This is a genomic window from Scandinavium tedordense (genome assembly GCF_024764965.1).
GTDB lineage: Bacteria > Pseudomonadota > Gammaproteobacteria > Enterobacterales > Enterobacteriaceae > Scandinavium > Scandinavium tedordense.
The window spans coordinates 244,461-256,634 of sequence record NZ_JALIGG010000056.1; the positions used below are offsets into that span (position 1 = coordinate 244,461).

11 protein-coding genes are annotated in these 12,174 nt (G+C 56.3%); 3 read left to right on the forward strand and 8 right to left on the reverse strand.

What is annotated here, in order from left to right; translation table 11 throughout:
* Positions 1 to 6 precede the first annotated feature (6 nt).
* From MUU46_RS14340 to MUU46_RS14360, 5 genes are read right to left on the reverse strand one after another with little or no spacing between them, the layout of a single operon-like run.
* Positions 7 to 1,503: an HAL/PAL/TAL family ammonia-lyase gene (locus tag MUU46_RS14340; protein WP_258965854.1), complete on the reverse strand. Its 1,497-nt coding sequence runs from the start codon at positions 1,501 to 1,503 to the stop codon at positions 7 to 9.
* Positions 1,500 to 2,294: an ABC transporter ATP-binding protein gene (locus MUU46_RS14345; protein ID WP_159755640.1), complete on the reverse strand. Its 795-nt coding sequence runs from the start codon at positions 2,292 to 2,294 to the stop codon at positions 1,500 to 1,502. Before MUU46_RS14345 ends, MUU46_RS14340 begins: the two co-directional genes overlap by 4 nt.
* Position 2,295: 1 nt before the next feature.
* Positions 2,296 to 3,027, reverse strand: a complete 732-nt coding sequence (locus MUU46_RS14350; protein ID WP_159755637.1) for an ABC transporter permease — start codon at positions 3,025 to 3,027, stop codon at positions 2,296 to 2,298.
* A gap of 9 nt (positions 3,028 to 3,036) precedes the next feature.
* Positions 3,037 to 3,756 (reverse strand): ABC transporter permease, encoded by a 720-nt coding sequence (locus MUU46_RS14355; RefSeq protein WP_159755634.1) that lies wholly within the window; start codon positions 3,754 to 3,756, stop codon positions 3,037 to 3,039.
* A 12-nt stretch (positions 3,757 to 3,768) separates the two neighbouring features.
* Positions 3,769 to 4,614, reverse strand: a complete 846-nt coding sequence (locus MUU46_RS14360) for a transporter substrate-binding domain-containing protein (protein WP_159755631.1) — start codon at positions 4,612 to 4,614, stop codon at positions 3,769 to 3,771.
* Positions 4,615 to 4,823: 209 nt separating this feature from the next.
* Here MUU46_RS14360 and MUU46_RS14365 point away from each other — a divergent pair, with 209 nt between their 5' ends.
* Entirely contained in the window at positions 4,824 to 5,366 is a 543-nt protein-coding gene (locus tag MUU46_RS14365) for a HutD/Ves family protein (protein WP_258965855.1), read from the forward strand.
* A gap of 169 nt (positions 5,367 to 5,535) precedes the next feature.
* Positions 5,536 to 7,221, forward strand: coding sequence for a urocanate hydratase (hutU, locus tag MUU46_RS14370; protein ID WP_258965856.1), 1,686 nt, complete (start codon positions 5,536 to 5,538; stop codon positions 7,219 to 7,221).
* Between the two features lie 103 nt (positions 7,222 to 7,324).
* Here the strand turns inward: hutU and dbpA are convergent, their stop codons facing one another.
* The 3 genes from dbpA to MUU46_RS14385 all read right to left on the reverse strand — a co-directional run bounded on the left by dbpA (position 7,325) and on the right by MUU46_RS14385 (position 11,233).
* On the reverse strand, positions 7,325 to 8,698 hold the full coding sequence (dbpA, locus tag MUU46_RS14375; protein ID WP_159756693.1) for an ATP-dependent RNA helicase DbpA: 1,374 nt from the start codon (positions 8,696 to 8,698) through the stop codon (positions 7,325 to 7,327).
* 187 nt (positions 8,699 to 8,885) lie between these two features.
* Positions 8,886 to 10,217 carry an MFS transporter gene (locus MUU46_RS14380; RefSeq protein ID WP_258965857.1) on the reverse strand — a complete coding sequence of 444 codons (1,332 nt, stop codon included), beginning with the start codon at positions 10,215 to 10,217 and terminating at the stop codon, positions 8,886 to 8,888.
* A 233-nt stretch (positions 10,218 to 10,450) separates the two neighbouring features.
* Positions 10,451 to 11,233: an IclR family transcriptional regulator gene (locus tag MUU46_RS14385; RefSeq protein ID WP_258965858.1), complete on the reverse strand. Its 783-nt coding sequence runs from the start codon at positions 11,231 to 11,233 to the stop codon at positions 10,451 to 10,453.
* A gap of 194 nt (positions 11,234 to 11,427) precedes the next feature.
* Here MUU46_RS14385 and MUU46_RS14390 point away from each other — a divergent pair, with 194 nt between their 5' ends.
* Positions 11,428 to 12,153 (forward strand): SDR family oxidoreductase, encoded by a 726-nt coding sequence (locus MUU46_RS14390; RefSeq protein ID WP_258965859.1) that lies wholly within the window; start codon positions 11,428 to 11,430, stop codon positions 12,151 to 12,153.
* Positions 12,154 to 12,174: the final 21 nt, after the last annotated feature.

Below are 12,174 nucleotides of genomic sequence, written 5' to 3' on the forward strand. Positions count from 1 at the left end.
GCCTCGCTAAAATCCCGGTTGATGATTTTTAAGGGTTGCTACCGCTTTGGTTATTTCTGGTGCCAGCCAGCGATCCTCTTCCCACGGCGCGACCGTCTCACGCAGCAGCGCCAGGCTGTGACGTGTGCCCTGAGCCAGTTTTTGCTCTCCGTGGAAATGCAGCGCCTGTGCCGCCAACAGATATTCAATGCTGATGATGTGATACAGATTAGCGATCAGCCGATGCAGCTTTAAGGCACTGCCGGTGCCGAGACTCAGGTGATCTTCCTGCAACGCTGAGGTGACAAAGTTATCGAGCACCGCAGGCTGCGCGAGCTGTTTATTCTCCCCACACAACGACGCCGCCACGTACTGGGCAATCATCATCCCGGAATTGACCCCCGGCTTGGCCACCAGAAACGCAGGCAGGCCGCTGACCAGCGGATTCACTAAGCGGTCAAGACGGCGTTCGGACATGCTGCCCAGTTCCGCCATCGCAATCGCCAGCAGGTCACAGGCCATCGCCACTGATTCACCGTGTGGATTAGCCTGCGACACCACCCGCCAGTTGTCCGGCGTGCCAAGCACCAGCGGGTTATCGGTGCAGGCGTTGAGTTCGGTTTCCACCTGAGTGCGCGCATGATCAAACTGGTCACGACACGCACCATGAACCTGCGGCATCGAGCGCAGACTAAGGGCATCCTGGGTGCGCACGCCGACGCTTTCGGCCAGCAACGGGCTGTCAGCCAGCAGCTGGCGCAGTCTGGCGCCGCAGTGCTGGATCCCAGGGCTGGCTTTCAGCGCCAGGATTTCAGCATCAAAGGCTACAATCTGTCCGCGCAGGGCTTCAAAACTCATCGCCCCGGTTACGTCGGCCCAGTCGAGGAGACGCTGTGCGTCGTCAAGTGCCAGACACGCCAGACCAGTCATGCATGGCGTGCCGTTCACCAGACTCAACCCCTCTTTCGCACCTGGCGAAATCGGCTCCAGCCTGGCTTGTGCCAACGCCTGCTGCGCGGGCACAACCTGCCCTTGCCAGCTGACGTCCCCGACACCCATCAGCGCGAGGCCGATATGCGCCATATGCGAGAGATAGCCCACCGATCCCTGCGACGGCACCTGCGGAGTAATGCGCTGATTCAGAAACGTCAGCAGCTGTTCAACAATCGCCGGTGAAATGCCGGATTTGCCGTGGCTGTAGTTGGCAATCGCCGCGCACATAATGGCCCGGGTTTGCGCCTCGTCCAGCAATGGCCCAACCCCGCAGGCATGGCTGAGCAGAGTATTGCGCGACAACTGACTGAGCTGTTCTTCCGCCAGGCTAATATTGCACAACGCACCTAGGCCGGTATTCACCCCGTACGCCACATGGCCCGAGGCGACGATCAGATTTACTATCTCCCGGCCCTGGGCGATGCGCGCCCAGGTGCTGGCGCTCAGCGTTAAGCTGGCGTTGCCGCGAGCAACGCGCGCCACATCCTGCCAGCGTAACGGCTGGTCGCCCCACTCGATGGCTGCACTCACAATGGCTGCTCCTGGCGATAGTGGCTGGAGATAAACTGCTGAAAACGCGGCGAACCCTGGTCGCCAAACAGTTCGTCAGGAGACCCTTCGCAGTCGATATTACCCTGATGCATAAACACCACTCGGTTAGAAACGTGGCGCGCAAAACCGAGCTCGTGCGTCACCACCAGCATCGTGCGCCCCTCTTCCGCCAGGCTACGCATCACTTTCAGCACCTCACCTACCAGTTCAGGGTCGAGCGCCGACGTCGGTTCATCAAACAGCATGACGTCCGGGTCCATCGCCAGCGCCCGGGCAATCGCCACGCGCTGTTGCTGACCACCGGAGAGTTGCGCCGGATAATAGTCTTTGCGGTTGAGCAGCCCGACGCGGTCCAGCAATTGTTCTGCCTGTTCGATGCACTCGCGTTTATTGCGCTTGAGCACGTAGTGCGGCCCTTCAATCACGTTTTGCAATACCGTCATGTGCGACCACAAATTAAAGCTCTGAAACACCATCCCCAGACGCGAACGCAAGCGTTCAATCTGTTTAGGATTCGCCGCCAGCTGATGCCCGCGCGCATGTTGCTTCATTTCAATCGTTTCCCCGCCCACGCTGACCACACCCGCATCCGGGGTTTCGAGCAGGTTAATGCAGCGCAACAGTGTACTTTTTCCTGAACCGCTGGCGCCAAGAATCGAAATCACATCGCCCTTTTGCGCGTCGATGGAGATGCCTTTCAGCACTTCAAGCATGCCAAAGGATTTGTGAATTCCGCTGACCGACAGGGTGACTGGACGCGAATTGTGCATATTATTCTCCTTTGGTGACAGGCTTCAGCGCGAGGGTGCTCGGGCTCTGGCGGGTATGCGGCGTCAGCCGACGCTCAAGCAGGGCGTACAGCTGAACAATAATAAAATTAAGAACCAGGTAAATTGCGGCGGCACAGAGGAACACTTCCATGGTGCGATAGGTCCGCTGAATGATTTGCTGCGCCACGCCGGTGACATCCCACACCGTGACCAGGCTTGCCAACGCGGTGGATTTCACCAGCAGTATCGCCTCGGTGGAATACGCCGGGAGCGCGTAGCGCAGCATCACCGGGGCGATAATCCGCCGTAAAAGCAGCAGGCGTGACATCCCGCAGGCGCGTCCGGCTTCGATTTGACCAACCGGAATCGCCAGCAAGCCACCGCGTAGGATTTCTGCGGTGTAGGACGCGGTACATAATGAAAGGGCCAGCACCGCGCAGATAAACGGTTCACGTAATAACGGCCACATAAAGCTGTGGCGAATCACACCAAACTGTCCCAGTCCGTAATAAATCAGGAACAGCTGAATCAGCAGCGGCGAACCGCGAAACACCAGAATATAGCCGCGGGCAAAGGCACTCAGTGCGCGCCACTGGCTCATACGCATCGCCAGAATGCCCAACGCCAGCACGCCGCCGAGCAGAAACGAACAGATAAACAGCCCCAGCGTCACCGGCAATGCGGCGCTCAGCTTGAGGAAAGTGTCAGTCAAAAAAGCCACGTCGATAACCATTTGCGCTCCTTAAGCCTGGGCCACAGTTCGGCGCTGCCATGCGCGATTGAGACGGGTTTCCGCCTTGATAAATGCCCTGTTCGACAACAGCGTCAGCAGCAAATAGCAGCCGCCGCCAATCAGGTAGAACAGGAAATAGTCACGGGTCGAACCCGCCGCAATCTGGCTGGCGCGCATCAGTTCCACGATGCCGGTGACCGACACCAGCGCCGAATCTTTGAGGCTCATCTGCCAGACGTTAGACAGTCCCGGCAAGGCGTAGCGGAAAATTTGCGGCAGCATCACTCGCTGCAAAATCCGCCAGCGCGGCATACCAATCGCCTGCGCGGCTTCGACTTCACCGGGCGACAGCGCCAGACGCGCGGCGCGGTACACCTCTGCCTGATAAGACGCCGAAATCAACCCGATCGCCAGGGCGCCAATCAGAAACGGCGGCACTTCGATAAAACCGTCGGCGCCGAACATCTGACCAATCAGCGAGATAAGCCCCGAGCCGCCGAAGTAAAACAGATAAATAATCAGCAGTTCAGGAATGCCGCGAAATACCACGGAATACGCCGAACCCAGCCAACGGGCCGGTGCGCGATGCGATAGCTTCGCCGAGGCAATCACCCCACCGACCAGCGCGCCCACCAGCAGCGCCGCCACGGAGAGCAATAGCGTAGTCAGCGTGGCGCTGAGGATCAGTCTTCCCCAACCGTCGTCCCCCAGACCCAGTAAATTGATCATCTTCAACCTCGCTTATGGGGTGACGTCAGCTTTAAACCATTTTTCGCTGAGTTTTTTCACCGTGCCATCGGCCAGGGCGGCTTTGATGGCGGTGTCCAGTTTGGCTTTCAGATCAGCATCCGCCGGGCGCACGCCCATAGCTTCACCTTCGCCCCAGACAGGGCCGCTCAACTGCGGGCCGCTGAAGGTCAGATTGTTATTTTCCGGGCGGGAAAGCGTGGAATTGGCGAAGGTGATGTCGTCGAACACCGCGTCGATGCGCTCGGACTGGAGGTCGAGGATGGCATCGGCGGAGTTGTTGTATTCACGAATATCGGCCACGTCTTTAAAGTATTTGTCGATGAACGGCGTGTACACCGTCCCGGAAGCGATACCGATGGTTTTGCCTTTTAGCGCGGCTTTCAGAGGCGCAATGGCGGCCTGGATCTCTTTTTCATCGTCGTGCAGTTTAATCACTGGCGCTGGTGGCAGGAGATTGCCTTTGATGGTGATGAACGACGCAGGCGTGGCGGCGTATGGCACGGTGAAACTGACCACTTTTTTGCGGTCCGGAGTAATCACAATCGCATCCATGATCACGTCATATTTGCCGGCATTCAGCCCGGCTATCATTCCGTCCCAATTCTGCACCACCAGCTTGCACTGGATGCCCATCCGCTGACACAGATTCTCCATCAGCTCTGGCTCAAAGCCGCTCAGCTTACCGCCCGGCAGGGTCAGGTTCCACGGCTCGTACCCGCCTTCAGTGGCGATGGTTATCGAGCTCCACGCTTTGGCATTCACGCCCCCGGCGCTTAGCAGCAGCCCTGAAAGCAGAGTGGTCAGACAGATCCCGCGAAAAGTGGTGCGCTGCTTCATGATGATTCTCCTGATTTCATTAGCGTATTTCATGCAATGGGGCATGGCGTGTAACAAATGACAGAACATGTATATACAACCATTGACTTTCCATCACACTCGTCGAATGATGGATTTGTGAGCCATGTTGTAAATAATTTGTAATCAAAATGAATCTCAAATGTGGCATTTAAACAGCTTAACGCGCAGAAAACCAGGGAGTTAGCCCAATGATTACCCCCTTTCAGTTCGTCACGTTACCCGTCACTCGCTGGAAAAATGGTGGCGGCGCAACCCGTGAAATTGTCAGCCACCCCTCGCCCGATGCACCGTTTCTCTGGCGGGCCAGTATCGCGACCCTGAACGCCGACGGCCCGTTCTCACTGTTTGCCGGGGTGGACAGAGTGATTACGCTGCTGGAGGGTGCCCCGCTGTGGTTGCGCGGTGTCGACGTGAATCATCGGTTAGAACGCTGGCAGCCGTGGGCGTTTGCCGGGGAGTGGCCGCTGACGACGGAAGGCATTAACTGCGTGGGCCGGGATTTCAATATTATGACCCAGCGCGAGCGGGCGTCAGCGCAGGTGAAAGTGATCACCCAGGCATACACGCCAGGTTCATCAGGGGTCGCCCTGGTGCTGCAAGGCGCATGGCAGCTGGATAATCAACGCTATGAAGCCCAGAGCGGAATAAGCTGGAGTCAGGCGCAACCGGGCGAGATGTTTCCGCTGACGCCCGACGCCACGCTGCTGTTGGCAGAAATCATGCTGTTTTAATGCCCTGTTTCTTCTCGATTTTATAAAAGCGAATGTGATCTACGCTGGAAATTGCGCCAGGTTGTATAGACAGGCGCGTACATTATCGCTTTTATTGTTACATATTCATAACAAACGCAGCAGCGTTTGACCGATATCCGACATGCCTCAAGAATCAGGAAGGAATGACATGACCACGCATCAGACCACTGCCCTCTCCCGTACCGTTCGCGCGCCTCGTGGGGACAAACTTCACTGCGCTAACTGGCTGATCGAAGCCGCGTATCGCATGATTCAAAACAACCTCGACCCGGACGTTGCCGAGCGACCGGAAGATCTGGTGGTCTATGGCGGGATTGGTAAAGCAGCCCGCAACTGGGAATGCTTCGAGCAAATTCTGCGCTCACTTGAGGCGTTACAGCCGGAAGAAACGCTGGTTGTGCAGTCAGGCAAACCGGTGGCAGTGTTCCGCACACACGCCGATGCTCCACGCGTACTGTTGGCCAACTCGAACCTCGTGCCGCACTGGGCCAACTGGGATCACTTCCACGAACTCGATAAAGCCGGACTGATGATGTATGGCCAGATGACCGCCGGGTCATGGATTTACATCGGCGCCCAGGGCATCGTGCAGGGCACGTTTGAAACCTTCGCCGAAGCGGGCCGCCAGCATTATAACGGCGACCTGAGCGGGAAATGGATCCTCACCGCCGGGCTAGGCGGCATGGGTGGCGCACAACCTCTGGCTGGCGTGTTGGCGGGTGCATCGGTGCTGGCGATTGAGTGCCAGGAATCCCGTATCGATTTCCGCATTCGCACCCGCTACGTCGATTACAAAGCGACAAATCTGGATCAGGCGCTGACCTTGATTGCCGATGCGAATGCGCAGAAAAAAGCCATTTCCGTCGGCCTGCTTGGCAACGCCGCGGAAATTTTACCGGAGCTGGTGAAACGTGCCAAAGCGGGCGGTATGCGCCCGGATATCGTCACTGACCAGACCTCCGCGCACGACCCGATCAACGGCTATTTACCGACAGGCTGGAGCGTTAACCGCTGGCTGGACGAGCGTGAAACGCAGCCGAAAGCGGTCGAAAAAGCGGCGCGCGCCTCAATGGCGGTGCACGTGCAAGCAATGCTCGATTTCCATCATATGGGCGTCCCGACCGTGGATTACGGCAACAATATTCGTCAGGTCGCGCTGGATGAGGGCGTGAAAAATGCTTTTGATTTCCCAGGCTTCGTCCCGGCCTACATTCGCCCTCTGTTCTGCGAAGGCAAAGGCCCGTTCCGCTGGGTGGCCCTGTCCGGCGATGAAGAAGACATTCGCAAAACTGACGCCAAATTGAAAGAACTGTTCCCGGAAAACACCCATCTGCATCGCTGGCTGGACATGGCCCAGGAGCGCATCGCCTTCCAGGGCTTACCGGCGCGTATCTGCTGGCTGGGCCTTGGCGAACGTCATCTGGCGGGTCTGGCATTCAACGAAATGGTGCGTAACGGCGAGCTGAAAGCGCCCATTGTCATTGGCCGCGATCATCTCGACTGTGGGTCCGTTGCCTCACCAAACCGTGAAACCGAATCGATGAAAGACGGCTCCGACGCAGTGTCCGACTGGCCATTGCTCAATGCCCTGCTGAACACCGCAGGCGGCGCAACCTGGGTCAGCCTGCATCACGGTGGTGGCGTTGGGATGGGCTTCTCCCAGCATTCCGGGGTGGTGATTGTCTGCGACGGTACGCCTGAAGCGGATAAACGCCTGGCTCGCGTGTTGTGGAACGATCCGGCAACCGGTGTGATGCGTCACGCCGATGCGGGCTACGAACAGGCCGTGGAATGCGCGAAGAAGCATGAGTTGAATTTGCCGATGGTGCGTTAAGTCAGCCATCATTGCCCGGCGGCCCGTACAAGCCACGCGCCGCCGGGCGAAGACCGATATAAAAAAACCACGCCGAAGCGTGGTTTCTTGCATTGGTGAGCCGTTATTTAAACAACCGCACCTTCACCGATTTGCCTTTGATTTTGCCCTGCTGGAGCTGCTTCCAGGCATGGCGAGCCACGCCCTGTTTCACCGCAACAAAGGCGTGGATCGGGTGAATATCGATTTTACCGATATCCGCGCCATCAAGGCCCATGTCACCGGTCAATGCGCCAAGAATATCGCCTGGACGCATTTTAGCTTTTTTACCGCCATCGATGCACAGCGTCGCCATGGTTGCTTCCAGCGGAGTGATGGTGACGCTGGTCGGTGCCTGCTGCCAGTGCACCTTCATATTCAGCATTTCTTCCAGCGCAGCGGCACGCTGACCTTCATCCGGCGCACAGAAGCTGATTGCCAGGCCGCTCTGCCCGGCACGCGCAGTACGACCGATACGGTGCACGTGCACTTCCGGATCCCACGCTAACTCAAAGTTAATCACCATTTCCAGTGCCTTGATGTCCAGCCCGCGAGCAGCGACGTCAGTCGCTACTAGCACACGGCTACTGCCGTTAGCAAAACGCACCAGCGTCTGATCGCGGTCGCGCTGTTCCATGTCGCCATGCAGGGCCAGCACGCTCTGGTTGCTTTCGCTTAATGCGTCACACACCGCCTGGCAATCTTTTTTAGTGTTACAGAACACCACGCAGGACGCGGGCTGATGTTTGCTCAGCAGCTTTTGCAGCAGGCTGATTTTGCCGTTGCGCGACACTTCGTAGAACTGCTGTTCGACGGCGGGCAGTTCATCGACAGTGCCAATTTCTACCGTCAGCGGCTCATGCTGAATGCGCGTACTGATGGCGGCAATGGCGCCAGGCCAGGTCGCGGAGAACAACAGCGTCTGACGCTTGGCCGGCGCGTGACTGATGACGTCGTCGATAGCCTCCGCGAAGCCCATATCCAGCATACGGTCAGCTTCGTCCAGCACCAGTGTTTGCAGGGCTTCGAGGCTGACGGTCTCTTTTTTCAGGTGATCGAGCAGACGGCCCGGCGTTGCAACAATGATATGTGGGGCGTGGATCAGGGAGTCTCTCTGAACGCTGAACGGCAGGCCGCCGCACAGGGTCAGAACTTTGATATTCGGCATGTAGCGTGCCAGGCGACGCAGTTCTTTGGCGACCTGATCGGCCAGCTCACGCGTAGGGCACAGCACCAGAGACTGAGTAATAAACTGGCTGGCATCAATGTGTTGCAGCAGACCCAGGCCAAACGCCGCAGTTTTTCCACTGCCGGTTTTCGCCTGAGCGCGGACGTCTTTCCCCGCAAGAATGGCCGGTAACGCCGCCGCCTGCACCGGGGTCATGGTTAGATAGCCCAGCTCATTCAGATTCTCGAGTTGTTCTGCAGGAAGCGCGTTTAATTCAGCAAAAGAGGTCACGGTCATTATTCCGGTAAAGATATCGGTATCAGCCTGCGGCTGACGTACAGGGGCGTAATCATATCATTGCTGGAGGGCACGACGGGAGTTTTTCGGGCGGGAAATGACAGCGTCCCGCCCGGGGGTAATACGTTCATTTGCTGTGTGTCGTGCGTGTCGCGTTGTTCTCACGCACGATGCACGCGGATTACCCTTCGCCCACGTTCGGCTGTGATGTCGCCGATTGCGTCTGTTTTGCCGCTTGCATAGACATCAGTTTGTAGACCGCAAAGGCGCTCAGTGCACAGCAGATGCCAAGAAATACCGCCACGTAGGTCGGTTTACCGCCGGCCATTTCAACCAGGAAGGCGCTGATCAGCGGCGTAGGCCCTGCTACCAACATGCCGTTCATTTCTCGGGCCACGCTTATCCCGGAATAACGGTATTGCGTCGGGAAAACACGCGCCAGAAGAAGCCCTTGCGGTCCCGCCATTGCCCCATAGCTGATGATGAACGCCACCGACATGCCGAGCGTGATAATCAGCAAATTGCCGCTGTCGATAAACATGAACAACGGGAAGGCATAGACCACGGTAAACAGTGCGGCAGCGGCATAAATCTTTGCCGGATTATATTTATCCGCCAGCCAGCCCATGATGGGCGCACTGATAACCGCACACCAGGCCGAAATAAACAGCGCGCTCAGCGCGGTGGTTTTCGACAGATGCAAGGTGTTGGTCATGTAGCTAATGCTGAAGGCACTGAGAATATAGACGTTGGCGTTGTGGCCCGACATCATCAGGAAGCTCCAGAACAGCTCACGTGGATAGCGGGTCAGGACAACTTTCAGCGGCAGTTTGTGCGCTTTCTTCTCCTGATCTGCCTGCTTCATGGCCTGAACATATTCCGGCGTTTCATCCAGATGACGCCGAATGTATATGGCGATCACGAACAGCACCGCCGACGAAATAAACGGCACGCGCCAGCCCCAGCTAATCATCATATCCGCAGGCATCAGGGATACGCCCCAAAAGGCCAGACTGGCAAAGATAATCCCAATCACCGTGGCTGATTGCAACAGGGCGGTATAAAAACCTCGCAAATGCTTGGGCGAGTATTCATACAGCAGCGTCAGCGCTCCGGCATATTCTGCTCCGGCACCAAATCCCTGCGCCATCCGCATGATAACCAGCAGCACAGGCGCCATCAGACCTATTTCCTGGTAACCAGGCAATAACCCGATAGCGACCGTTCCGATACCCATTAAGGTGATGGAAAATACCAGTGCGGGCTTACGCCCATAGCGATCGCCAATATGGGAGATGACCACGCCACCCAGCGGGCGAACAAAAAAGCCCACTGCGAATGTTGCAAAGGCTGCCAACACGCCAGCAACTTCCGAGAGATCGGGGAAGAATATTTTATTAATGATTAATCCTGCGGCGGCGCCGTACAACGCGTAGTCGAACCACTCAATGATGGTTCCGACTACTGACGCCGTAACGGCCTTTCTTAACCCTGGTGTTGTTTTTTGCTGCATGGTCTTCTCCTGTACAGAGGCAGATGTTGCCAAGCATTACGTTATTGTTGTGTTTCTTTCGTGTTATTGGAATGTATTTGTGAATGCACAATTATTCAAAAGTAAATTTTAGATTTATATATGAATATCACATTCAGCCACTTTCCGTATCAGGAAAGAGGGAGCTGGTTCGCAAAATCAGGAGAAAAAATAAGCGGCCAGAGTGGCCGCTTAGGGGAAAGCCTCAGTGCAGACTACGCGTCTACACCGCCGCTACGAATGTTTTCCGCGGTGGTGAATAGCAGTTGAAGTACCGCATCACAGGAAGGATTATTCATATGATCCAGATGCTTAACCCACGGACACGCCAGTGCCGCTATTGCCTGTCCACCGCTGTTTAATAATGGCACGGCGATGTTGTAGACGCCTTCAACCTGCAAGCTCGGCATGATTTCGTAACCCTGCTCGCGGATTTGGGCCAGCTTTTTATGCATCGCCTCGTTGAGGATGCCATCCGTTTGTTCGCTCTGTTGCAACATAAATTGCTGATCCTGTGGAGAGGCAAACGCCAACAGGACATGCCCGGAACTGGAATCTCGCAACGCGAAACGCGCCCCAACGCGAATACCAAAACCCCAGTATCCAGGTGCATCGACTTGAGCGATTGCCGTCAGTCCGCCGCGTTCATACAACGCAATGTGGCAGCCCTGTTGGGCCGCTTCCGCGAAAGTTCTCAGATGAGGAATCGACTGAACCACCAGTCGCCGCATCGGTGACTGACGATGCGCCAACTCGAACAGCTTCAGGGAAAGCTGGTACTGATCGACGCTGGTGCGCACCACGTAACCGCGCTTCACCAGTCTGTCGAGCATTCGATAAATTTCATTGGGCTTACGTTCTAACGCGGCTGCGATTTCTGCCTGCGAAAGCCCTTCTTCCAGTTCGGCCAGTTTCTCAAGAATATCCAGTCCTTTGTCCAGAGCCGGTGCGCGGTAACGATCCTCGACCAACTCCACTTCAGGCTTGTTTTGCGCCATACCTTCCTCATGCCTGTGCGTTAGTAACACGTTGTTTTTCGTCGTCACATCTTAGCACTTCTGCGGCATTTGCCATGACAGGTGCGCAAGACGAAATGTGACGTGCATATATAAATTATAAATTCATATTTGAATTAAATGGTCAGATGTTTACAGTGTATTAACAAACCGCTTGCTCACCACCGGAGAAAAACATGACGCAGCAGAAGACCATTTTGATCACTGCCGCCGCACAAGGCATTGGCCACACCACCGCTCTCAGGATGGCAAACGCCGGGTTTAAGGTGATTGCCACCGATATCAATAAAGAAAAACTCGACGCACTGTCGCGAGTTGAGAATGTCCGCACCGCACGCCTCGACGTGACCAACACGGCAGAAATTCACGATTTCATCACCAGACAAACCGCTATTGATGTGCTGTTCAACTGTGCGGGAATTGTGCATAGCGGCGATGTACTGACCGTCAGCGATGAACACTTAAATCAGGCCTGGCAGCTTAATGTGGTGTCACAGGTTCACCTGATTCAGGCGGTTCTGCCGGGGATGTTAACGCGTCGCGACGGCTGCATTATCAATATGTCTTCGGTGGCATCGAGCGTGAAAAGCGTGCCAAACCGCTGTGCCTACAGCATCAGTAAAGCGGCGGTCATTGGTCTGACAAAATCCGTTGCGGCGGACTACATCACCCAAGGGGTTCGCTGCAACGCCATCTGCCCTGGCACAGTTGAAACGCCGTCACTCCAGCAGCGTCTTAGCGATACCGGCGACTACGATGCGGCACGCGCCGATTTCATTCGCCGTCAGCCGATGGGACGCATTGGCAAGCCAGACGAAATCGCCGATCTGGTGCTGTATCTCAGCAACGCCACGTTCACCACCGGACACATTCATAACATCGACGGCGGCTGGTCTGCCTGAGATTTTCATGCTCAAAGGAGC

Bases quoted from the DNA above. Each gene is read 5' to 3' on its own strand.
- MUU46_RS14345 (WP_159755640.1), bottom strand. From the start codon at position 2,294: ATGCACAATTCGCGTCCAGTCACCCTGTCGGTCAGCGGAATTCACAAA.
- MUU46_RS14350 (WP_159755637.1), bottom strand. From the start codon at position 3,027: ATGGTTATCGACGTGGCTTTTTTGACTGACACTTTCCTCAAGCTGAGC.
- MUU46_RS14355 (WP_159755634.1), bottom strand. From the start codon at position 3,756: ATGATCAATTTACTGGGTCTGGGGGACGACGGTTGGGGAAGACTGATC.
- MUU46_RS14360 (WP_159755631.1), bottom strand. From the start codon at position 4,614: ATGAAGCAGCGCACCACTTTTCGCGGGATCTGTCTGACCACTCTGCTT.
- MUU46_RS14365 (WP_258965855.1), top strand. From the start codon at position 4,824: ATGATTACCCCCTTTCAGTTCGTCACGTTACCCGTCACTCGCTGGAAA.
- hutU (WP_258965856.1), top strand. From the start codon at position 5,536: ATGACCACGCATCAGACCACTGCCCTCTCCCGTACCGTTCGCGCGCCT.
- MUU46_RS14380 (WP_258965857.1), bottom strand. From the start codon at position 10,217: ATGCAGCAAAAAACAACACCAGGGTTAAGAAAGGCCGTTACGGCGTCA.
- MUU46_RS14385 (WP_258965858.1), bottom strand. From the start codon at position 11,233: ATGGCGCAAAACAAGCCTGAAGTGGAGTTGGTCGAGGATCGTTACCGC.
- MUU46_RS14390 (WP_258965859.1), top strand. From the start codon at position 11,428: ATGACGCAGCAGAAGACCATTTTGATCACTGCCGCCGCACAAGGCATT.